This is a genomic window from Rouxiella sp. WC2420 (genome assembly GCF_041200025.1).
In the GTDB taxonomy this organism is placed as follows: Bacteria; Pseudomonadota; Gammaproteobacteria; order Enterobacterales; family Enterobacteriaceae; genus Rouxiella.
Genome location: NZ_CP165628.1, coordinates 3,779,849 through 3,802,157 on the forward strand (window position 1 = coordinate 3,779,849; position 22,309 = coordinate 3,802,157).

Annotated in this window: 18 protein-coding genes and 1 pseudogene; 15 read left to right on the forward strand and 4 right to left on the reverse strand. The window is 51.6% G+C overall.

Annotated elements, in window-relative coordinates:
* Positions 1-12 precede the first annotated feature (12 nt).
* The 4 genes and pseudogenes from cydD (at position 13) to infA (ending at position 4,539) form a co-directional block, all read left to right on the forward strand.
* A complete protein-coding gene (gene cydD / locus AB3G37_RS17550) occupies positions 13-1,785 on the forward strand; it encodes a cysteine/glutathione ABC transporter permease/ATP-binding protein CydD (protein ID WP_369788629.1) in 1,773 nt (590 codons plus the stop codon).
* A pseudogene (gene cydC / locus AB3G37_RS17555) lies at positions 1,782-3,431 on the forward strand (cysteine/glutathione ABC transporter ATP-binding protein/permease CydC); the annotation flags it as partial. The gene cydD and the pseudogene cydC, both read left to right, overlap by 4 nt.
* 60 nt (positions 3,432-3,491) lie before the next feature.
* Positions 3,492-4,220, forward strand: coding sequence for a leucyl/phenylalanyl-tRNA--protein transferase (aat, locus tag AB3G37_RS17560; RefSeq protein ID WP_369788630.1), 729 nt, complete (start codon positions 3,492-3,494; stop codon positions 4,218-4,220).
* 100 nt (positions 4,221-4,320) lie between these two features.
* A complete protein-coding gene (gene infA, locus AB3G37_RS17565) occupies positions 4,321-4,539 on the forward strand; it encodes a translation initiation factor IF-1 (protein WP_002211347.1) in 219 nt (72 codons plus the stop codon).
* A 209-nt stretch (positions 4,540-4,748) separates the two neighbouring features.
* On the opposite strand, the gene clpA is transcribed toward infA, so the two are convergent.
* A complete protein-coding gene (gene clpA, locus AB3G37_RS17570; RefSeq protein WP_369788631.1) occupies positions 4,749-7,028 on the reverse strand; it encodes an ATP-dependent Clp protease ATP-binding subunit ClpA in 2,280 nt (759 codons plus the stop codon).
* Between the two features lie 27 nt (positions 7,029-7,055).
* Entirely contained in the window at positions 7,056-7,376 is a 321-nt protein-coding gene (gene clpS, locus AB3G37_RS17575) for an ATP-dependent Clp protease adapter ClpS (RefSeq protein ID WP_009636662.1), read from the reverse strand.
* Positions 7,377-7,818: 442 nt separating this feature from the next.
* On the opposite strand from clpS, the gene cspD reads away from it, so the two are divergent.
* Both cspD and AB3G37_RS17585 read left to right on the forward strand, forming a co-directional pair.
* A complete protein-coding gene (cspD, locus tag AB3G37_RS17580; protein WP_009636663.1) occupies positions 7,819-8,040 on the forward strand; it encodes a cold shock-like protein CspD in 222 nt (73 codons plus the stop codon).
* A 289-nt stretch (positions 8,041-8,329) separates the two neighbouring features.
* Complete coding sequence (locus tag AB3G37_RS17585) at positions 8,330-9,274, forward strand: VirK/YbjX family protein (protein ID WP_369788632.1); 945 nt, start codon at positions 8,330-8,332, stop codon at positions 9,272-9,274.
* 145 nt (positions 9,275-9,419) lie between these two features.
* On the opposite strand, the gene AB3G37_RS17590 is transcribed toward AB3G37_RS17585, so the two are convergent.
* Positions 9,420-11,225 carry a DUF2813 domain-containing protein gene (locus tag AB3G37_RS17590; protein ID WP_369788633.1) on the reverse strand — a complete coding sequence of 602 codons (1,806 nt, stop codon included), beginning with the start codon at positions 11,223-11,225 and terminating at the stop codon, positions 9,420-9,422.
* A 183-nt stretch (positions 11,226-11,408) separates the two neighbouring features.
* Between AB3G37_RS17590 and AB3G37_RS17595 the strand changes: the two genes are divergently transcribed.
* From AB3G37_RS17595 to AB3G37_RS17615, 5 genes are all read left to right on the forward strand, one after another.
* Positions 11,409-12,308, forward strand: a complete 900-nt coding sequence (locus AB3G37_RS17595; RefSeq protein ID WP_369788634.1) for a lysine exporter LysO family protein — start codon at positions 11,409-11,411, stop codon at positions 12,306-12,308.
* 101 nt (positions 12,309-12,409) lie between these two features.
* On the forward strand, positions 12,410-14,131 hold the full coding sequence (gene poxB, locus AB3G37_RS17600) for a ubiquinone-dependent pyruvate dehydrogenase (protein WP_009636667.1): 1,722 nt from the start codon (positions 12,410-12,412) through the stop codon (positions 14,129-14,131).
* A gap of 152 nt (positions 14,132-14,283) precedes the next feature.
* Positions 14,284-15,252, forward strand: coding sequence for a low-specificity L-threonine aldolase (gene ltaE / locus AB3G37_RS17605; protein WP_237713028.1), 969 nt, complete (start codon positions 14,284-14,286; stop codon positions 15,250-15,252).
* An 89-nt stretch (positions 15,253-15,341) separates the two neighbouring features.
* The gene (locus AB3G37_RS17610; RefSeq protein WP_369788635.1) at positions 15,342-16,799 is read left to right on the forward strand and encodes a DUF2867 domain-containing protein; all 1,458 of its coding nucleotides are present in this window, start codon (positions 15,342-15,344) and stop codon (positions 16,797-16,799) included.
* Between the two features lie 162 nt (positions 16,800-16,961).
* Positions 16,962-17,993 carry an NAD-dependent epimerase/dehydratase family protein gene (locus tag AB3G37_RS17615; RefSeq protein WP_369788636.1) on the forward strand — a complete coding sequence of 344 codons (1,032 nt, stop codon included), beginning with the start codon at positions 16,962-16,964 and terminating at the stop codon, positions 17,991-17,993.
* Positions 17,994-18,113: 120 nt separating this feature from the next.
* Here AB3G37_RS17615 and AB3G37_RS17620 read toward each other — a convergent pair whose 3' ends face one another.
* Positions 18,114-18,959: an N-acetylmuramoyl-L-alanine amidase gene (locus AB3G37_RS17620; RefSeq protein WP_369788637.1), complete on the reverse strand. Its 846-nt coding sequence runs from the start codon at positions 18,957-18,959 to the stop codon at positions 18,114-18,116.
* Positions 18,960-19,180: 221 nt separating this feature from the next.
* Between AB3G37_RS17620 and artP the strand changes: the two genes are divergently transcribed.
* Genes artP through artM form a run of 4 tightly spaced genes read left to right on the forward strand, consistent with a single transcriptional unit; the run spans position 19,181 to position 22,074 of the window.
* A complete protein-coding gene (gene artP / locus AB3G37_RS17625) occupies positions 19,181-19,909 on the forward strand; it encodes an arginine ABC transporter ATP-binding protein ArtP (protein ID WP_009636672.1) in 729 nt (242 codons plus the stop codon).
* A 37-nt stretch (positions 19,910-19,946) separates the two neighbouring features.
* Positions 19,947-20,678 carry an arginine ABC transporter substrate-binding protein gene (artJ, locus tag AB3G37_RS17630; protein WP_009636673.1) on the forward strand — a complete coding sequence of 244 codons (732 nt, stop codon included), beginning with the start codon at positions 19,947-19,949 and terminating at the stop codon, positions 20,676-20,678.
* 11 nt (positions 20,679-20,689) lie between these two features.
* Positions 20,690-21,406 carry an arginine ABC transporter permease ArtQ gene (artQ, locus tag AB3G37_RS17635; protein ID WP_009636674.1) on the forward strand — a complete coding sequence of 239 codons (717 nt, stop codon included), beginning with the start codon at positions 20,690-20,692 and terminating at the stop codon, positions 21,404-21,406.
* Positions 21,406-22,074 (forward strand): arginine ABC transporter permease ArtM, encoded by a 669-nt coding sequence (gene artM, locus AB3G37_RS17640; RefSeq protein ID WP_369788638.1) that lies wholly within the window; start codon positions 21,406-21,408, stop codon positions 22,072-22,074. The genes artQ and artM overlap by 1 nt, the downstream gene beginning before the upstream one ends.
* Positions 22,075-22,309 lie beyond the last annotated feature (235 nt).

Here is a 22,309-nt window from a genome sequence, read left to right on the forward strand (position 1 = left end):
AACAAAACTGGGATGAACAAAACACGGCAACAAGAATTAATCCGCTGGCTCAAGCAAGAAAGCTTGCGCGCCAAACGCTGGACTCGCCTCTCCATGATGCTTGGCCTTATCTCCGGTCTGCTCATTCTTGCTCAGGCCTGGTTGCTGGCCGGCCTGCTGCATAACCTGATAGTCAACCACGCACCGCGCGACACTCTGTTGCAAAGCTTCCTGCTTCTGGCCTTGACCTTTGCCCTACGCGCCGCGGTGACCTGGCTACGAGAACAAGTCGGATTTATTTGTGGCCGAGTAATCCGTGAGGAAATGCGCAAGTTAGTGCTGGATCGCCTGCACCTGCTTGGCCCGGCGTGGATTAAGGGCAAACCTGCGGGAAGCTGGGCCACGCTTATCCTCGAACAAATTGAGGATATGCAGGATTATTACGCCCGCTACCTGCCGCAAATCTCTCTGGCGGGGATCATTCCCTTGCTGATCCTGGTAAGCATCTTCCCGATTAACTGGGCTGCCGGAATTATCCTTCTCGCCACCGCTCCACTGATCCCTATTTTTATGGCGCTGGTCGGCATGGGAGCGGCTGATGCCAATCGGCGTAACTTCCAGGCTTTGGCTCGATTAAGCGGCCAGTTCCTCGACAGCTTGCGCGGTCTTGATACTCTGCGACTGTTTTATCGTGCCGATGCTGAAATCAAGCAAATCAAGGATTCTACTGAAAACTTCCGCGCCCGTACCATGGAAGTTTTACGGTTAGCGTTTCTCTCTTCTGCCGTGCTTGAATTTTTTGCCTCTATCTCGATTGCCGTCGTCGCGGTTTATTTTGGTTTCTCTTATCTTGGCGAGCTTAATTTTGGCCATTACGGTACGCCTGTCACGTTATTTGCCGGTTTTCTGGTGCTGATTCTGGCCCCTGAATTCTTTCAGCCACTGCGTGATTTAGGGGTGTTTTATCACGCCAAAGCGCAAGCGGTAGGTGCGGCCGAGAGTCTGGTAGAGTTTTTAACCGTTGAAGCTGAACAGCCGGTCAGCGGAACCGAACATTTTGCAACCTGTGAAACTGTCACGATAACCGCCACTAATCTGCAAATTATGTCGCCACAGGGCCAGCGCCTTGCCGGACCGCTGAATTTTGAGCTGACCGCGGGAAAAAGCGTGGCAATTGTCGGACTGAGCGGAGCCGGTAAAAGCTCGCTGCTCAATGCCTTGCTGGGCTTTTTGCCTTATCAGGGCCAATTGAAAGTCAACGGACAAGAGCTTAAAGACACGTTAATGACCGAATGGCGACAGCAAATCAGCTGGGTGGGGCAAAATCCGCAGCTCACCGAGCCTACGCTACGACAGAACATTTTGTTGAGTCAGCCTAATGCCAGTGACGCGGAGTTGAATCAGGTTATGGAACAATCTTTTGTCAGCGAGTTTCTGCCCCTGCTGCCTGAAGGCATCGACACCTTGATAGGTGAAGATGCAGCTCGCCTGTCGGTCGGGCAGGCACAGCGTGTAGCCGTCGCTCGCGCCCTGCTTTCTCCCTGCTTGCTGCTGTTGCTGGATGAACCAACGGCCAGCCTCGATGCCGAAAGCGAGCAGCGGGTGATGAGCACGCTAAATAGCGCTGCCAAAAAACAAAGCACTCTATTGGTCACTCATCGGCTGGAAGCCACTGAGAAATATGACGAAGTTTGGGTCATGGACCACGGGCTGCTGGTAGAGAAAGGCAGTTATCAACAATTGCTGGCACAGTCGGGGCATTTTGCCCGCTTGCACGCCCAACGAGACAGGGATCTGCCGCTATGAAAATCCTGTTACCGTATTTAGCACTTTATCGCCGACACTGGCTGCTCATGGCGCTGGGTATTGTGCTTGCCATTGTGACCTTGCTGGCAAGTATTGGTTTGCTGGCATTATCTGGCTGGTTCCTGGCTGCAGCCTCTCTGGCAGGTCTGGCGGGGCTTTATACTTTCAACTATATGCTGCCCGCCGCCGGAGTGCGTGGAGCGGCCATTTTCCGCACCGCAGGGCGCTATGCCGAGCGAGTTGTCAGTCACGACGCGACCTTCCGCGTGCTGGCACATTTGCGAGTATTCACTTTCAGCAAACTTTTGCCGCTGTCTCCCGGTGGGCTGGCCGGTTTCCAAAAAGCCGAAATTCTTAATCGACTGGTCGCCGATGTAGATACCCTTGACCATCTTTACCTGCGCGTTATTTCGCCACTAATTTCAGCGCTGGTGGTCATTGTCGCAGTCACCCTTGGGTTGAGTTTTGTCGATGTGAAGTTAGCGCTCACGCTCGGCGGCATTATGCTGACACTGCTGGTGCTGCTGCCGGTAATTTTCTATCGCGCGGGTCAGCCTATTGGCCGTGGCCTGACGCAGCTGCGCGGAGAATATCGCGCCCAGCTAGGCGGCTGGTTGCAGGGTCAGTCGGAGCTGGTGATTTTCGGTGCCGAAGCACAGAGCCGCAAAACGCTGGATGAAATCGAACGACGCTGGCTTGACCGCCAGCAGCAGCAGGCGAAACTCTCCGGCCTGTCACAGGCCTTGGTGATTGCCACTTCGGGTTTGACCCTGTGCCTACTGTTATGGCTGGCATCGGGGGGTGTTGGCAGTTTACCTGCCCCCGGTGCTTTGCTGGCACTGTTTGTCTTTACCCCATTGGCGGCCTTTGAAGCTTTGGGGCCAGTCGCCGGAGCCTTCCAGCATCTTGGACAGGTCATGGCCTCTGCGGGTCGCGTGACGCAGATTATCAGCCAGCGCCCCGTCGTCACCTTCCCCGACAAAGGTCCTGGGGGTGAAACGATAGCTTTCATATCGATTCAAGATGTGAGTTTTACCTATCCCGGACAACCCCAGCCAGTGTTGCAAGAAGTCAGTCTGGAGATCCAGCGCGGCGAGCATATTGCCTTGCTGGGTAAAACCGGCTGTGGCAAATCGACACTGGCTCAGTTACTGACCCGCGCGTGGGACCCTCAGGAGGGCCGTATTCAGCTTAACGGGGTTTCGTTAGTAGATTATCAAGAATCAAGCTTGCGCAGCATGGTGACGGTTCTGAGTCAGCGAGTGCACATATTTAACAGCACTTTACGCGACAATCTCCTGCTGGCAGCTCCGCAAAGCAGCGATGAAAAGCTGTCTGAGGTATTACGCCTGGTAGAATTGGGCAGTTTGCTTGAAGATACAGGGCTGAATGCATGGCTTGGCGAGGGCGGCAGGCAGCTTTCCGGCGGGGAGCAACGGCGTCTCGGATTGGCGCGGGCGCTGCTACATGATGCTCCGCTGTGGATACTGGATGAGCCTACGGAAGGTTTGGATACCGAAACTGAACGCCATATTCTGGCCTTGCTCGACAGTTACTGTAAAAACAAAACCTTGCTAATGATAACTCATCGCCTCACGGGTATCGATAAAATGGATCGTGTCTGCATCATGTCTGATGGGAAAATAGCGGCGTCGCCGGCACGGCTATAATCATCATTCTGAAACTTTTTTTGATTGAGACTTTTTATGCGCCTGGTGCAGCTTTCTGCCAATTCAATTCGCTTTCCCGACCCAGAGACCGCGCTGCGCCAACCCAACGGCTTGCTGGCGATTGGCGGTGACCTCTCCCCCACGCGCCTGCTTTCGGCCTATGCAGGCGGCATTTTTCCGTGGTTTGAACCCGGAGAAGAAATCCTCTGGTGGTCGCCCGATCCACGAGCGATTCTGGTTCCGCAAGAGCGTCACATCAGCCGCAGCCTGAGACGTTTTCTACGCCAATCAGACTACTGCTACACCCTGAACCGGGCGTTTGGACAGGTCATCTCGGCCTGTGCCGAAGACCGCGAAGGTGGAACCTGGATTGGCCCATTGGTGCAAAAAGGCTATCTTGCGCTGCATCGGCAGGGTCATGCACATTCGATCGAGGTCTGGTCCAAAGGCGAACTGGTCGGTGGAATGTACGGCGTGGCGATAGGTGGACTATTTTGCGGCGAGTCGATGTTCAGCCGTCGTATCAACGCATCCAAGTGCGCAATCATGGTTTTTTGCCAATATTTTACCGCTCAGGGGGGAGAACTGGTTGACTGTCAGGTGATCAACCCTCACACTGCGTCGCTGGGTGCGAGAGAGATCCCCCGCCGCCAATTTTTGCAGCAGTTATCCCGACTTTCGCAACTCACGTTGCCACCGGAATGCTGGTTGCCACAAGACTTACCCCCACATGACGTTGATTTGCCATCCCTCCTGAAGGAATAGGGAATGTGTGCGGAAAACGCCAACAATTCTTTACATAATGTGGGTTTTTCGGCATTATCTTGCCGGTTAAAAACTATGGTAGTAACACCTAGAGGATTCGATGGCCAAAGAAGACAACATTGAAATGCAGGGCACCGTATTGGACACGTTGCCAAACACCATGTTCCGCGTTGAATTAGAAAACGGACACGTGGTAACCGCACACATCTCCGGTAAAATGCGCAAGAACTATATCCGCATCCTGACGGGCGACAAAGTCACTGTAGAGCTGACCCCGTACGACCTGAGCAAAGGCCGCATTGTCTTCCGTAGCCGCTGATAGGCTCACTCATCGCTGATTCATCCCGCGATACCTGAGGTTACCCATTTCGCTCTTCCACAGTCAGAAATGATACGTGGCAAGGGCGTTTTGTGGTTTCCGCTATTTAGCGCCTAAAGCTGCTTCAGAAGATAATACGGATTTACCGATGTAAAAAAGGCGATGTTTTAACATCGCCTTTTTCTATTTTAACACTTCAAATCAAAAGATTAGTGCACCGCACCCTCTTCTTTGATCTTCTGCGCACTCATAAAGTGATAGGTCAGTTTATCGGCCACTTTATCCAAAGCTACGGAAACTGAACCTCCATCGACCAGCGAACCAAACAGCAGTTCATTAGCCAACGGTTTCTTCAGATTTTCCTGCACGATACGCGTCATTGGACGAGCGCCCATTGCACGATCGTAACCTTTAACTGACAGCCAGTCGCGCGCTTCATCGCTAACTTCAAGCGACACGCCTTTCGCATCCAGCTGAGCCTGCAGTTCGACGATGAATTTATCGACAACCTGCTGGATAACCTCAGGAGACAGATGATTAAACCAAATCACGTTGTCCAGGCGGTTACGGAACTCAGGGGTAAACACTTTCTTGATCTCTTCCATCGCATCAGGGCTGTTGTCCTGATGGATAAGACCAATCGATTTACGCTCTGTCTCACGCACACCGGCATTGGTGGTCATTACCAGTATCACATTACGGAAGTCGGCTTTACGGCCGTTGTTGTCGGTCAGAGTCCCGTTATCCATTACCTGCAACAGCAGGTTAAAGACATCTGGGTGGGCTTTCTCGATTTCATCGAGCAGCACTACGGAGTGCGGATGCTTGATTACGGCATCAGTCAACAAACCGCCCTGATCAAAACCAACATAACCTGGAGGAGCACCGATCAAGCGGCTCACGGTGTGACGCTCCATGTATTCCGACATATCAAAACGCAGCAGTTCGATATCCAGCGCTTTTGCCAACTGAACCGTTACCTCGGTTTTACCGACGCCAGTTGGACCCGCGAACAGGAACGAACCAACAGGTTTGCGGTCCTGACTCAGGCCAGCACGGCTCATTTTGATCGCTTCAGTCAAAGCTTCAACAGCATTGTCCTGTCCGAATACCAGCATTTTCAGGCGATCGCCGAGGTTTTTCAGCACGTCACGGTCGGTGGCTGACACGGTTTTCTCTGGAATACGGGCAATTCGAGCAACTACGCTTTCGATATCGCTGACGTTAACCGTTTTCTTGCGTTTGCTGACCGGCATCAGTCGAGCGCGCGCACCCGCTTCGTCAATCACGTCGATTGCCTTATCAGGCAGGTGACGATCGTTGATGTATTTTACCGACAGCTCAACCGCTGCACGCACCGCTTTCGCGGTATAACGTACGTCGTGATGCGCTTCGTATTTGGTTTTCAGACCATTGATGATCTGCACTGTTTCTTCAGGAGATGGCTCGGTAATATCAATTTTCTGGAAACGACGCGCAAGCGCACGATCCTTCTCGAAGATACTGCTGAACTCCTGATAAGTAGTTGAACCAATTACGCGGATCTTGCCGCTGGAAAGCAGCGGTTTGATCAAATTAGCCGCATCAACCTGGCCACCGGACGCCGCACCTGCACCAATGATCGTGTGGATCTCATCGATAAACAGAATGCTGTTTTTGTCCTGTTCCAGCTGTTTCAGCAACGATTTAAAACGTTTTTCGAAGTCGCCGCGGTATTTAGTACCCGCAAGCAGTGAGCCAATGTCTAAAGAATAGAGCGTACAGTCGGCCATGATTTCAGGCACATCGCCCTGTTCAATACGCCAGGCGAGGCCCTCGGCGATAGCTGTTTTACCGACACCGGACTCACCCACCAGCAGCGGGTTGTTTTTACGGCGACGGCACAGCACCTGAATAGCACGTTCCAATTCTTTATCACGGCCAATCAGCGGGTCAATGCCACCAACGCGCGCCAATTGGTTGAGATTTGTGGTGAAGTTCTCCATACGATCTTCCCCTGCCGACTGCTCTTCGTTAACCGGGTTCTCCGCATTGTTCGGAGCCTGGCTCGCTTCGTCTTTACGCGTACCGTGGGAGATAAAGTTCACCACGTCAAGGCGGCTGACATCATGCTTACGCAGCAGATAAGCAGCCTGAGATTCCTGTTCACTAAAGATGGCAACCAGCACGTTCGCGCCGGAAACTTCACTTCGGCCTGAAGACTGCACATGGAAAACAGCGCGTTGCAACACACGTTGGAAACTCAACGTAGGCTGGGTATCACGCTCTTCTTCGCTAGCGGGTAAAGTGGGTGTGGTCTGTTCGATGAAGGCTTCCAATTCCTGACGTAAGGCCACTAAATCGACCGTACAGGCCTCAAGCGCTTCACGAGCTGCCGGGTTGCTCAGCAACGCCAACAGCAGGTGCTCGACGGTCATAAACTCATGCCGGTGCTCGCGGGCTCTTGCGAAAGCCATATTGAGACTGAGTTCAAGTTCTTGATTGAGCATAGGCACCTCCCAAATAGATTGCCTTAATCAGGCTTTTTCCAGCGTACACAGCAACGGATGCTCGTTCTCCTTAGCGTAGCTATTCACATGTGCGACTTTGGTTTCAGCAACTTCTGCAGTATAGATCCCGCAAACGGCCTTGCCTTTATAGTGCACTGTAAGCATCAGTTGCGTTGCACGTTCAATATCATAAGAAAAGAACTTTTGCAGCACGTCAATCACAAATTCCATTGGAGTGTAATCGTCGTTGTTTAATATAACTTTATACATAGATGGCGGTTTTAGCTCTTCCTTTTGTTTATCTGCCGCCAAATGTTCAAAATTTTGCCAATCCTGATTGTCGCCCATTGCCTGTCCGCTACCCTTTGCATCTAGAAATTTGTTAGAAACAGTTTGATCCGACACCTTGCGAAAGATGTATCACGTTGCATCTCGTCTCGGGTCACCAGATTACTCCAGTTATTTTACCATTTTTTAGACTTCCATGCCGCAGGACATAAACTGCGCCATTTAGCAGGCTATCTGCCGTAAAATAGGCCTAAAAAATCTCAATATCGTTACCTGCTTCAAACTTTGGTTATCTACCTGCCCCAGACAAATAGCCATCTCTTGACGTCTTAGACTAATACACTAGAGTGTAAATTTATAAGCCGGATGAGCTGCGGCACATCATCATTTTTTGCGTATTTTCCAACGGTAATACGCCTAAAACCCCACAATATTTTGATTTTGTGGTGCAGGCTTTAACTCTTTATTACTACCACCATAGTCATGAGAGGGATATGAGAGCATGGAGACGGGTACTGTTAAATGGTTCAATAATGCTAAAGGCTTTGGTTTCATCTGTCCTGTCGGCGGCGGCGAAGACATCTTCGCACATTACTCCACCATTAAAATGGAGGGTTATCGGACGCTAAAAGCCGGGCAACAGGTCAGTTATGACGTTCATGAGGGACCCAAAGGAAACCATGCCAGCATTATCATTCCAGTGGAAACTGAAGTGGTCGCCTGACGACCAAACTCAACCCCAGGTGATAACAGCAAACAATCATGCAAACTTTATAAAATACCAGTCGCTCGTTGGCTGGTATTTTATTTATGGGGGAGAAAGAGTATCTCTTCAAGCCTTGATGTAAAAAAAATTTAACTTTATTTATCTCTTCATTAGAAATCAGACTTTTCCGTTAATTTAAAATTCTGGTTTCACTTCACAATCTTCTTAATTTACTCACAATCCTGTTGTTACAAGGTTTAAGATCCTGCAACTAATATGGTGTCAATGTCTCTTATGGTCTCTCAATATGTCAATTCTTAGCTACCCTGCTTCAGGCGCGAAACCGCAGTCTGGCCTTGCGCTGATCTCGTCGTTGGTAACCGGGAAAAATAAACCGGGAAGAATGTGGCAAAAGCCTGCCTATAGACTTAAGTTTATGATCCGTAGCCTGATGTTCCCTAAAGCAACGTTAAAGGTCATGAACGAGCTGGCTTCAAACCCAATGCGAAATGAAATTCTGCATGCACAGCCTACTCTGCCGTGCAAAGTGCATCGCACCTATCTAGCGGTGAATATGCTTCGCGAACAGCACGCCAGTGGTCTGTGCGATCACTATCGATTCATTCGAGAACGCATGCCACTGGCAATGCAGTTAGGGCACCTTGAGAGAGAACACTTCAAGCTGGCTTCATTTTTAGGTAAAGACGAAGCAACTTACTCAATTAGCATGAATTCTTCGCTGCATCTCGATAAAGAAGGTGAAATTACCCTTAGATTTCTTGATGAAAATGACGAGCCGCTGGCTAATGTCACTTTTGCATTAATTAATTTTCAGGGGCTTTCTACATTATTTATTGGCGCAATTCAGGGCCCAAGCCAAAATATTGATCACACCAGGATTCAACAAGCGACAAAAGCCTGCCACGGTCTTTTTCCGAAAAGAGTATTAATGGAAGCCGTACTGCTTTTTGCAGAAAAGATGAATATGCAGCAAGTCTTTGCTGTGGGTAATCAAACACATATTTATGCCAACCCGCGCTACAGTAAGCGCAAAAAGTCTATTTTTGCCGACTATGACTCTTTCTGGGAAACGTTGGGAGCTCATCAGCATCCCAACGGGTATTTCCATTTTCCCGCGCAGGTCAAACACCGCTCGCTGGACGACATCGCGAGTAAAAAGCGCGCAGAATACCGCCGCCGCTACCAGTTGCTGGATGAGATGGAAACGCAGATCCGCAACAGATTTAACTAAGTATTCTGTTATCCCAAATCGATATTCTATGTAATTGGCGCTGCAACAAGGCGGCAAGTGCGTGAATCCCGATGAGCTGACTCAGGTCAGTGATTCAGGGGAACCCGCGCAGCCAACCAAGTGGCAGCTTCAAACACGTAGAGTATCAGTCGGCACGCCCACGGGCGAGCCAGGCTACGCGCGAAAACATTTGTTTTAGCTCGGTTGGTACTGAACTGAGCCCCCGCGTAGCGGCTGACATTGCTACCTCAATGGCCAGATCGGGTTTCGAATTACGCTGCACCGCCTTTTCAATAATGTGCCGTGGAGAAATCGGCGTGCCCTCTGGCGTTCCCGCGGCGCGACGATAAACATCCTCGAAACCATTGCGATAAAGATAAGTTTCAATATCCAGCGCAGGCAAAGCAGTCAACCTATCGCGCAAAATATCCTCATGATTTTCAACCAGACTTGCGACCGTCGCGGCATATTTTCGCCCTGCCTCATCGCCATCGACCAACACGTGCCATTCAATACCCATCTGACGGGCAAAGCGCAGCAACGGTTTCAGCCCGCTTTGGGCAAACTCGATCACCTTGATACCCTCAGACTCAAAATTATAGTTACACTGGCGGGCAAGCTGATTGAGCAGCCACACTTCCGTTTCACCCTCCACCAGCAACCAGCAGCGGGCAAACAGCGATGAAGGTCGGCTGTAGCGAATATGGAAGGCAATACGGCGACTGTCTTCTGAAGACATACCCTGTGGCCCAATACTGTAGGCCGCCACCTTGCCGGATTCTCTGACCAGACGACAGATTTGCTCAACAGGCACCAGCGAGAGCAGATCCCCAGAATTGGTAGTAGTAATACGCTGTAGCGGAAGCTGCTCCAGCAGTCCCCAGGCAACTGATAACATAATCGGATGCAGACGCGTTTCCGGATCTTCAATCAGTAAAAGCGGGCGAGCATCAGGATGCAGTGCCACCGAACCTTTAGCCTGCAATAACGTCGAAAACATTGCCAGTAGCATCACTCTCATACTGCGGCTGTTGGGCTCGGCGATCATCTGATTGATATTATTCAGCGAACGCCACGCCTGGCGACTTTCATTACGGCCATGGCGCTTCTGCTGCCAGGATTTTTTGTTTCGTTTCCGTTCCTCCGCACTGTTGTCGCCCGCCGTTGCGCTGCCAATGCCGGGTGTGTCGCTGATAAAACTGTTCATTCCAAAGTAATGTTCCAGCAGCTGCTGCATCGCCGCCAACCCTTGCCGCAACTCGGCGTTGGTCAGCGCCTGTGGATTATGAATCAGCGCGCGGGTCAGGTCATCAAGCTGTCGAGCCATGGTTCCGGCATCTTGTTGCAGCTGCGGCGAGAGATCTTCTTTGCGGATCCGGCGGACAAAGCGCGCATCGCGCAGACGCAAAACCGGATGAAGCTTGATCAATGCTTTGGCCAGCGGATCGATAGTGGTCAAAGCCAGCGGCTCACCGTTGGCAGAAAGGAAAGATCGCCAGGTTGCTACGCTGCCATCGTCATCCATCTCGCCTTCCAGACGATAATAGATACGATTTAAACGGTCATCGCAGCGAACCCAAAGTGGCGACAGCGGATTAAAGCGCGGCGACATATGATTGCCGGGCTGATTTTCACAGAAGGTGAAGACCACGTGCAGGTAACGCTGCTTATCCTGTTTTTCACCGGCCGGGAAATGGAAATCCTGCTCCTGAAAACAGTAGAGATCTGGTTCTGGTGACAGCAGCAGGGTCAGCGCATCAAGCAGGCTGGACTTACCCCAGGCGTTCTCCCCCAACAGCACGGTATTAGTGTTGATGGTTCCCAGATGGGTCAGCCCATTATCTGCATTGAGCGAGTTAAGCGCCACACCGCGGCGGTCTGGTTGCGTCAGAGTCAGGGAGAGTCGGTTGATCCCCCGGAACCCGACAATATCAATATGCTCCAGATACATTGGCACCTCCCGTGCAGCTTTTATTATGGTCTGATTCCTGTTCTGAGCATGACGACAAACAGGCGCATTGGTCAAGAGTCAATAGCGAAAGACCCTGCTTACTCTCAGACCTTTACTCCTGCATAGGTTTTCGCTAGGTTGTGGCACGTTTATTATCGTTTTTTTGAATGGACTCCCTTTAATATGTACTCAGGTCTGCTGATTATTCTTGTGCCACTGATCCTCGGCTATCTTATTCCGGTCAAAAATCGGCGTTTGCTGCGCACCGTCGACCAGTTACTGAGCTGGATGGTCTACGTCATCCTGTTTGTGATGGGGGTCAGTCTGGCATTTCTGGACAATCTCAGCAGCAACCTGCTAATGATTTTTGAATACGCCTCGATATTTTTCGTCTGCATCTTTGCTTTTAACCTGCTGGCGCTGCGACTGCTTGAACGTCGCAAGCCGTGGAAATCTTTGCATCGTCAGGAAGTTTTGACCTCAAGATGGCGTATGGCATTAGATTCGCTGCGGCTGTGCGGCGTGGTGGTGGTTGGTTTCTTGCTTGGCCTGACTCAATGGCACTGGCTAACCTATGCCAGCGAGGCCAGTGAAGCCGCGCTAATTTTACTGCTTGTGATTGTTGGTATTCAGCTGGGTAACAGCAGCCTGACGTTGCGCCAGATTATCCTCAACCGGCGCGGGGTGATGGTAGCTACAGTGGTATGCATCGCCTCGCTCGGTGGCGGTTTGCTTGCCGCCTGTATTTTAGGATTACCACTAAAAACAGGCCTGGCGATGGCGTCCGGATACGGCTGGTATTCGCTTTCTGGCATCGTGTTAACCGATTCTTTTGGCCCGGTCATTGGTAGCGCCGCCTTTTTTAATGATTTGGCACGCGAACTGTGCGCCATCATGCTTATCCCGTCTCTGGTGCGCAGCAGTCGTTCTTCGGCTCTAGGGCTGTGTGGAGCGACGTCAATGGACTTTACCCTACCCGTACTCCAACGTAGTGGCGGTATCGACATGGTGCCGCCTGCGGTGGTTCACGGCTTCCTGCTAAGCCTGTTGGCTCCAATACTGATGGCACTTTTCTCTTCGTAAATCAGTTATGAACTATGCTTACCCCCAGTCGTTTTAAATTTATATAAAACCGCAGCAAACTTTTTATGCGGTAAGAAAATCAAAAAACACCGGAGGGATTGATGAAACAAACCGTTGCGGCATTTATTGCAAAAACGTTCGAAGAAGCTGGCGTAAAAAGAATTTGGGGCGTGACCGGCGACTCTCTCAACGGCCTTAGCGACAGCCTGAATCGCATGGGCACAATCGAGTGGATCGGCACCCGCCACGAAGAAGTCGCGGCGTTTGCGGCAGGTGCAGAAGCACAAATCACCGGGGAACTCGCGGTTTGTGCCGGTTCTTGCGGCCCTGGAAACCTGCACCTGATTAATGGACTTTACGACTGCCATCGTAATCACGTTCCCGTGGTTGCCATCGCTGCACATATTCCTTCCAGTGAAATTGGCAGCAACTATTTTCAGGAAACGCACCCTACCGAACTGTTTCGCGAGTGCAGCCATTACTGTGAACTGATCAGTAACCCTGAACAGCTGCCACAAGTGCTGGCAATTGCCATGCGCAAAGCCATTCTGAACAAAGGCGTATCGGTCATCGTACTGCCGGGCGACGTAGCATTGAAACCAGCCCCTGAAGAGGCAAGCACCCAGTGGTATCCTCCTCAATTGCCTTTGGTTCAACCGCCTCGCTCGGAGCTGGAAAAACTGGCCGAGCTGTTAAACAACTCGAGTAATATCACCTTGATGTGCGGCAGCGGCTGCGCCGGAGCGCATCAGGAAGTGGTTAAACTCGCCGAAACGCTGAAAGCCCCAATCGTGCATGCGCTGCGCGGCAAAGAACATATTGAATGGGACAACCCCTATGACGTTGGCATGACTGGCCTGATTGGCTTTTCATCGGGCTACCACGCCATGCTCAACGCCGACACGCTGGTCCTGCTGGGCACGCAATTCCCTTACCGCGCCTTCTACCCAACCGATGCGAAAATCATTCAAATTGATATCAACCCAGGCAGCATCGGCTCGCATTGCCACGTTGATGTCGCGCTGGTAGGCGACATTAAAACCACTCTTTCTGCACTGCTTCCCGGCCTCAAGGCCAAAACCGACACCAGTTTCCTCGATAAGGCGCTGAAACACTATCAAGAAGCGCGCAAAGGTCTTGACGATTTAGCGACGATGAATGACAAACAGCCTATCCATCCACAATATTTAGCTAAGCAGATCAGTAAGTTTGCCGATGAAAACGCCATATTTACCTGTGACGTCGGCACCCCTACCGTTTGGGCCTGCCGTTATTTAAAAATGAACGGCAAACGCCGCCTGCTGGGGTCGTTTAACCATGGCTCAATGGCTAACGCCATGCCCCAGGCTATCGGCGCGCAGGCTATTGACCGCAGTCGCCAAGTGATCGCGATGTGCGGCGATGGCGGCTTTGCCATGCTAATGGGCGATTTTCTGTCTATTGCCCAGCACAAACTGCCCATCAAGCTGGTTATTTTCAACAATAGTTCCTTAGGTTTCGTGGCAATGGAGATGAAATCCGGCGGCTATCTGACCGACGGCACCGAGCTGAAAAACCCTGATTTTGCTGCCATCGCCGAAGCGACCGGGATTAAAGGCATCCGCGTTGAAAAAGCCTCTCAGGTTGATGCAGCGCTGCAAGAGGCCTTTGCCCATGACGGCCCGGTACTTATAGATGTCATCACCAACACGGAAGAGCTGGCGATGCCGCCGACAATAAAAATGGAACAGGCCAAAGGTTTCAGCCTCTACATGCTGCGGGCGATTATTAACGGTCGAGGTGACGAGGTCGTTGATTTAGCTAAAACCAACTGGTTACGTTGAGGAAACCGCTCTGCATTTTGGCATTTTAGAGGTATATAGTGGAGGAGACATTCCACCAGGGGCGACCAACGCCCCTGCTTTTCAAGGCCAATAAAGAGGAAGCAACGTTGATCGATTTACGCAGTGACACCGTTACGCGCCCAGGCGAAGCTATGCGTCAGGCCATGTACCAGGCCGAGGTAGGCGATGATGTTTACGGCGACGACCCTACGGTTAATGCCTTGCAGGCTCTAGCCTGCGAGCTGACCGGCAAAGAAGCCGCGCTGTTTTTCCCCACTGGAACCCAGGCCAATCTGGTTGCGCTGCTGTCTCATTGTCAGCGCGGGGATGAATACATTGTCGGCCAAAAAGCGCATAATTATATGTACGAAGCAGGCGGCGCCGCGGTGCTCGGCAGCATTCAGCCACAGCCGCTGGACATGGCCGATGACGGCTCTATTCCCCTGGATAAAGTCGCCGCAGCAATTAAGCCTGATGATATTCACTTTGCCCGTACACGCCTGCTAAGCCTTGAAAACACCCACAGCGGCAAGGTTCTGCCTTTAGCTTATCTCAAGCAGGCCTTTGAATTCACGCGTGAAAAAGGTTTGGCTCTGCACATCGATGGCGCAAGAGTCATGAATGCCGCCGTGTCATTAGACGTGCCGCTAAGCGAAATCACACAGTATTGCGATACGCTGACCATTTGCCTGTCCAAAGGTCTTGGCGCGCCAATTGGCTCGCTGCTGTGCGGTAGTAAAGAGTACATGCTGCGCGCCAATCGCTGGAGAAAAATGACCGGAGGCGGCATGCGTCAGTCAGGTATTCTGGCGGCAGCAGGCATTTATGCATTGGAAAACAATGTTCAACGCCTGCAAGAAGATCACGATAATGCTCGTTGGCTGGAGCAACAGCTGCGCGACATCGGTCTCGATATTGTTGCACCGGGTGCTCAGACCAATATTCTTTATGTCCGCCAGTCCGCTGAACAGGCTGCGAAATTGGGTAACTGGATGCGAGAGCAAGGGGTGTTAATCAGCTCTGGTCCGGTGACACGGTTAATTACTCACATCAACATTAGCCGTCAGGATCTGGAAAAAGTTGTCGAACTATGGCAGCGTTTTTTACGTAATCCGGGCTAATCCACGGCCTGCAGGTTTGCGCGAGAGCAAGGACGCCGCTCTTCGCCTGCGGGCTATTTTTTTGTCACTTTGAACGAGCAAAATGGAAGATGCCTACACTCAACGCAGACACTCGCGTCGTAGTTCTTGGCGCAAGCGGGTATATCGGCCAACACCTTGTATCCCACCTGAATCAGCAGGGATACAAGGTCACCGCTGCCTCCCGGCGCAGAGACGTGCTGGTTGCGCAGAAATGGCCAGGGGTACGCTGCTGCTTCGCTGACGTTTATCATAACGCCAGCCTGCGCGATGCATTCGCCGATGCTGACGTCCTGGTTTATCTGGTTCACGCCATGAGCGATGCCGAAGACCTGTTCGAGAAAGAGCGTCAGGCGGCACAAAACACACTGCTGGCGTTAAAAGACTCATCAATCAGGCAAATTATTTATTTGGGTTCGATGCAGCCAGAGCATGACTCTTCACTGCAATTACAGGCCAGTAAACTGACCGGCGATCTGTTTCGCATGGGTAGCATACCCGTTACCGAGCTGCGCGCGGGGATTGTCATCGGCCCTGGCTCTGCTGCCTTCGAGCTGATGCGCGATATGATTTACAACCTGCCGGTGCTAACACCTCCGAGCTGGGTGAGGAAGCACTCTGCGCCGATTGCGCTTAACGACCTGATGCATTATCTCGGCGGGTTAATTGGTATTGCTCCCTCGGCGCAGCACCAAATCTTTGATGCCGCAGGGCCTGAATACCTCAGCTATCGTCAGCTGATGGAGCGCTTTATGGCTCTGAGCAATAAGCGACGCTGGCTGGTGCCGGTTCCCCTTCCTACACAACTGTTGACCGTCGCATTTCTCGGACTGCTGACCTCGGTACCCAGCACGCTGGTCAAGTCATTGATTCAAGGCGTTAAACAAGACCTGCCGCCCGATAGTGACACCTTGCGCGAGCTCGTGCCGCTAGAGTTGACCACGATAGATGATGCAATTACCCAGACGCTGGCTCAGGAAGAAGACGCGGTGCTAAACACGCCGGAATGGGCCAATGATGCCGATGCGCATCGCCGCTGGCGTCCAGGCTATGCTTTTTATCCGAAAGAAGTGAATTTTCGACTGGAAACGTCAGCTTCAATCAAGGCGCTGTGGCACGTGATTCAACAATTGGGCGGTGAGGAAGGTTTCTTCTATGCTCAAGGCCTGTGGCGGTTACGGGCAAGAATCGATCGGATGTTGGGAAATAAAACCCCTTCGGGGCGGCCTGCAACTGCCCGGCTTGCGGTTGGTGACAACATTGATGGCTGGAAAGTGATAAGCCTGGTGCCAGATAAATCGCTGACGCTGCTGTTTGGCATGCGGGCGCCTGGCCTGGGGCGGCTAACATTTACACTGAAAGATCATGGTGAAAGGCGCAGTCTGGAGATCGCCTCATGGTGGCATCCGGCCGGAGCACGCGGTCTTTGTTACTGGTATGCAATGATGCCTGCCCATCTGTTTGTTTTTCGCGGCATGGCGAAACGAATTGCCAGCCTTGCGCGTCAGAAAGACCGGCGCGGTCACTGAAAAAGCAGCCGGGTTATTTTGCAGGCAAACGCACCGGGGAGCCTCACAACTTTCCCTGTTTCTGATTGCATAGCATAGAAATTCAAGAAAGAATGGCGACCTATTTATCAGGAGCAACGTTCAGGCTCCCGGCAACGACATTTTTATAGAATTTGGATACATATGAAGGTATTGGTTACCGGTGCAACCAGTGGTCCAGGCCGCAACGCAGTGGAATATCTGTGTAAGAAAGGACTCAAAGTCAGGGCTACCGGCCGCAATGCGGCAATGGGGCCCTTACTGGAGAAGCTGGGTGCGGAGTTTATTCATGCCGATTTGACTAACCTGGTATCCGCCGAGGCGAAAGTGCTGCTCGCCGATGTTGACACCCTGTGGCACTGTTCTGGCCTGAGCGCGCCCTGGGGCAGCGAGCAAGATTTCCAGTTGGCCAACGTTCGCGCTACTCGTCGTCTCGGCGAATGGGCGGCAGCCTACGGTGTTGAGAACTTCGTACATCTGTCTTCGCCAGCGATTTATTTCGATTTTCATCACCATCGCGATATCAAAGAAGATTTCAGGCCCGCTCGCTTTGCCAACCAGTTTGCCCGCAGCAAAGCGGCTGCGGAGCAGGTGATCACCACGTTGGCGCTGTCCAATCCGCAAACCCATTTTACGATTTTACGCCCGCAGGGTATTTTTGGCCCACACGATAATGTGCTGTTGCCGAGACTATTGCAGATGATCAAACACGGCACGCTGATGCTGCCACGCGGCGGTGAGGCACTGGTTGATATGACTTACGTCGAAAACGTATCACATGCAATGTGGCTGGCGACCGAGAGTCAAAATCATGAATCCGGGCGCGCCTATAACATCACTAATATGCAGCCAAGGCCGTTAAAAACGCTGCTAGAGGAGCTAATGGGCGGACTGGACGTTAAATATCGTATTCGCTCGGTGCCCTACCCTCTGCTGGACATGATGGCGCGCGGCATGGAAAAACTTGGCCGCAAGCAACACCGCGAGCCGATGTTTACTCACTATAGCGTGGCCAAACTTAACTTTGACGTCACGCTGGATATTCATCGCGCCAAAACCGAACTCGGCTATAGCCCGATTGTTTCTCTCGACGAGGGCATCCGCCGCACTGCCATCTGGCTGAAAGACCACGGTACTCTTCAACAGCAGCAGGGAATTATCGGCCATTCGAATTAACGTAAAAGCCTATATTCTATGTCATTGGTGATGTAACAAGGCCGCCGGAGAAGGTATCTCGATGAGCTTGGGCAAGTTGATGTTTCGGGTTGGTAAACTCATCCAGCCCGGTGACAGTGCTTATGACGAAGGGTATTGCTCAAGCAGCGCCTCCACAATAGCCTCACTTTCAGCATCCGCATTACCACGATAATCACTCTGCCTGAAATGCATCTGGAAGGCTACAACCACGCGACGCTGCTGCTGCGGCGTCATATTGGTTGACACCGGATACCCATAACGCGCCAGTTTGCTCAATAATTCCTCCATTGGAACCGGCTGCTGCGGATCACGCCCGTGCAATAACGTCTTCACCCGCGACGCCTGTGGCCAGGCACCAACACCGTTTTCAGCCAACTGTTGCCAAGGGAATAACGGACCTGGGTCTTCCTTGCGCTGCGGCGCGATATCACCGTGCGCCACCACATCTTGTGGTTTGATTTGATAGCGTTTTACGATGTCCTGACTCAGCGAGGTTAGCAGGGTTATTTGCGCCTTGGGGAACGGATAAAAACGCTGTTCCAGCATCCTGCGGGTATAGCCTTTATTTTCCAGCTCGATACCAATAGAAGTGTCATTCAAATTGTTTCTGCCCTGCCATTCACTGGCACCGGCATGCCATGCGCGCAGAGACTCAGGCACCAGCTGCCAGGCCACCGGCTGCCCGTGGACCAGAGGAGGTCTGGCTGGAATCAGATAGTGTGCGCTTACGTGTTCATCGGTCAGCGTATTTAATGCCGTGTGAAAATCCTCGGCGGTGTAATGAATCACTAAAAAACGAATACGCTGATCGGCCCCCTGCGCCTGCCGAGTGGTTTCAAGCACATAGTTATGCTGTTCCTTAACAGGAGCCGTTACCTGACAGCCAGCCACCAGCAACAGCCCGGCAAACACACTAAATCTGTGTAACCCTATTGGAAATAACATCTTTATCGCCCTTCCCTGCATTGGCCAGCCACCGATTACGGACAGTATAATGGTTGAAGTAAAAAGTATTGAAATAAGCGAAATGTAACACTCTGGTAACCATATCTTATGCTAACTTTAGGATTCAGGCCGCACACAAATAAAATTCTCAGCTCCTTTGTTGCATAACTATGCTACAGAGGGTACCCTCTGCGGCATTAATGGCTATTCAGTATTTGCGCATGAGTATTCAACTAAACAGTATTAACTGCTTCTACGGAGTCCACCAGGCACTCTTTGACATACAGCTCGACTGCCCTGCGGGTGAAACGCTGGTGCTGCTCGGGCCAAGCGGCGCGGGTAAAAGCTCGCTTCTGCGTGTGCTTAACCTGCTGGAAATGCCGCGCTCCGGCACGCTGCAGATCGCCGGTAATCAATTCGACTTCCAAAAGAAGCCGGACGAAAAAGCGATCCGCGAACTGCGTCAAAACGTCGGCATGGTTTTCCAGCAATACAATCTTTGGCCGCATCGCACCGTGCTCGACAACCTGCTTGAAGCTCCGTGCCGCGTGCTCGGCTTAAGCAAAGATGCCGCTATGGCGCGGGCCGAGAAGCTGCTGACTCGCTTGCGACTCAAAGACTTCGCTAACCGCTACCCACTGCATTTATCCGGCGGTCAGCAGCAGCGCGTTGCCATCGCCCGTGCGTTGATGATGGAGCCACAGGTGCTGCTGTTTGATGAACCCACAGCCGCGCTTGATCCGGAAATTACCGCACAAATTGTCAGCATTATCCGTGAGCTGGCCGATACCGGGATTACGCAGGTTATCGTGACCCATGAAGTCGAAGTTGCGCGTAAAACCGCTACTCGCGTGGTGTACATGGAAAATGGCCGTATCGTCGAGCAAGGTGATGCCAACTGCTTCGCGCAGCCGCAAACCCAAGAGTTTGCCAGCTATTTATCACATTGATTAGCCCCCTTAAGATTATATGATGGAGTCGTTTGCAATGAAAAAGCTTATTATTGCGGCTGTTTTAGCCAGTATCAGCTTATCCGCCAGCGCGGCAGAAACCATTCGTTTCGCCACTGAAGCCGGTTATGCGCCGTTTGAATTTGTTGATTCAAACAACAAGATCCAGGGCTTCGACATCGACCTGGCAAATGCTATGTGTAAACAAATGCAGGCCACCTGCACCTTTACCAATCAGTCTTTTGACAGCCTGATCCCAAGCCTTAAATTCCGCCGCACCGACGCGGTTATTTCAGGCATGGACATCACCGCCGAGCGTCTGAAGCAGGTTTCTTTCACTAACGCTTACTATGACAACTCCGCTATTTTCTTTGCTCAGAAAGGTAAGTTTACCGATTTGGCTTCTCTGAAAGGCAAACGCGTAGGTATCCAGAACGGCACTACCCATCAGAAATACCTGCTGGACAAGCATCCTGAAATCACTGCTGTGCCTTACGACAGCTATCAAAATGCAGTGCTGGACCTGAAAAATGGTCGTCTTGATGCCGTATTCGGCGATACTGCCGTAGTACAGGAATTCCTGAAGCAAAACCCAGGCCTCGGTACAGTCGGCGACAAAATTACCGACCAGAGCTACTTTGGCAGCGGTTTAGGCATCGCGGTGCGTCAGAACAATACCGAATTGTTGGGAAAAATGAACGATGCGCTGGCGAAAGTCAGACAAGACGGCACTTACAAAGCGCTGTATACCAAATGGTTTACGCAATAATCTGAATAGCGATGATTGAATTTCAACCTCTGCTAAGCGCCGCCGGTATGACCGTCGGCCTTGCCATTTGTGCATTGATCCTGGGCCTGTTTCTGGCAATGCTGTTTGCCGTGTGGGAGTCATCCCCGTGGAAACCGCTAAGCTGGCTGGGCACTGCCTGGGTGACAATTTTACGCGGCCTACCAGAAATTCTGGTGGTGCTGTTCATCTATTTCGGCTCCTCACAACTGCTGCTAACACTGTCCGACGGCTTTGACATCAATCTGTATCTGTTCCAGATCCCCGTTAAACTGCCAGTCGATAATTTTGAAGTCAGCCCGTTTGTCTGTGGTGTGATTGCACTGTCTCTGCTTTATTCTGCCTACGCCTCGCAAACGTTGCGCGGTGCGTTAAAAGCGGTTCCTCATGGTCAATGGGAATCCGGTCAGGCGCTGGGAATGACTAAAGTAGCCATTTTCTTCCGGCTGATTATGCCGCAGATGTGGCGTCACGCACTGCCTGGCCTCGGCAATCAATGGCTGGTGCTACTCAAAGACACCGCACTCGTTTCACTGATTAGCGTCAATGACCTGATGCTGCAAACCAAGAGTATTGCCACCCGCACTCAGGAGCCGTTTACCTGGTACATGACCGCGGCGGCTATCTATCTGGTAGTGACCTTGTTTAGTCAGTTCGTCATAAAACGCATCGAACTCCGTACCACCCGATTTGATCGGAGCGCTTCCTGATGTGGCAATATATGCCTGAAGTTTTGCAAGGCCTGCAAACTAGCCTGACGCTGACCGTAGCCGCGCTGATTGTCGCGCTGCTGCTTTCGCTGCTGTTTACTATTGTACTGACGCTAAAAGTGCCGGTGTTAAGCCCGATAGTACGCGCTTACATTACGTTGTTTACCGGCACGCCGCTGCTGGTGCAAATCTTCCTGATTTATTACGGTCCGGGGCAGTTCCCGTCAATCCGCACTATCCCGTGGTTGTGGGAAATGCTGTCACAACCCTGGCTGTGTGCGATGTTTGCATTGGCGTTTAATAGCGCAGCCTATACCACCCAGCTGTTTACCGGTGCAGTAAGAGCGATTCCGGGCGGTCAGTGGGAATCTTGCCAGGCTTTGGGGATGTCGCGAAAAGCGTCGCTGCGCATTTTGCTGCCTTTTGCTTTTAAACGCGCACTGTCTTCCTACTCCAATGAAGTGGTGCTGGTGTTCAAAAGTACCTCGCTGGCTTACACCATTACACTGATGGATATCATGGGCCACAGCCAGCTGATGTATGGCCGCACTTATGATGTGATGGTGTTCGGGGCTGCGGGGGTAGTTTATCTTTGTGTCAATGGTTTGCTCACGCTGATGATGCGCCTGATTGAACGTCGCGCGCTGGCGTTTGAAAGACGTAACTAATCGCTGTCATTTTAAGGCGCGGAAAAATATCTCTCGATTTCGCGCCTTGTCTCCTTCAACTTCGTTACTTCAGTACTCTCGATGAATAGCCTGATGTTTGTATCGGATTTGAACAATCTGATGAACTCGCAAAACAGGTTGAAAGATCCATAAACCTGCGAGATATCTCGCATCGCTGATACTTATTACATTTATTGCACAAATAAAGTGATGCTAGTCACACAAAATTCGTATA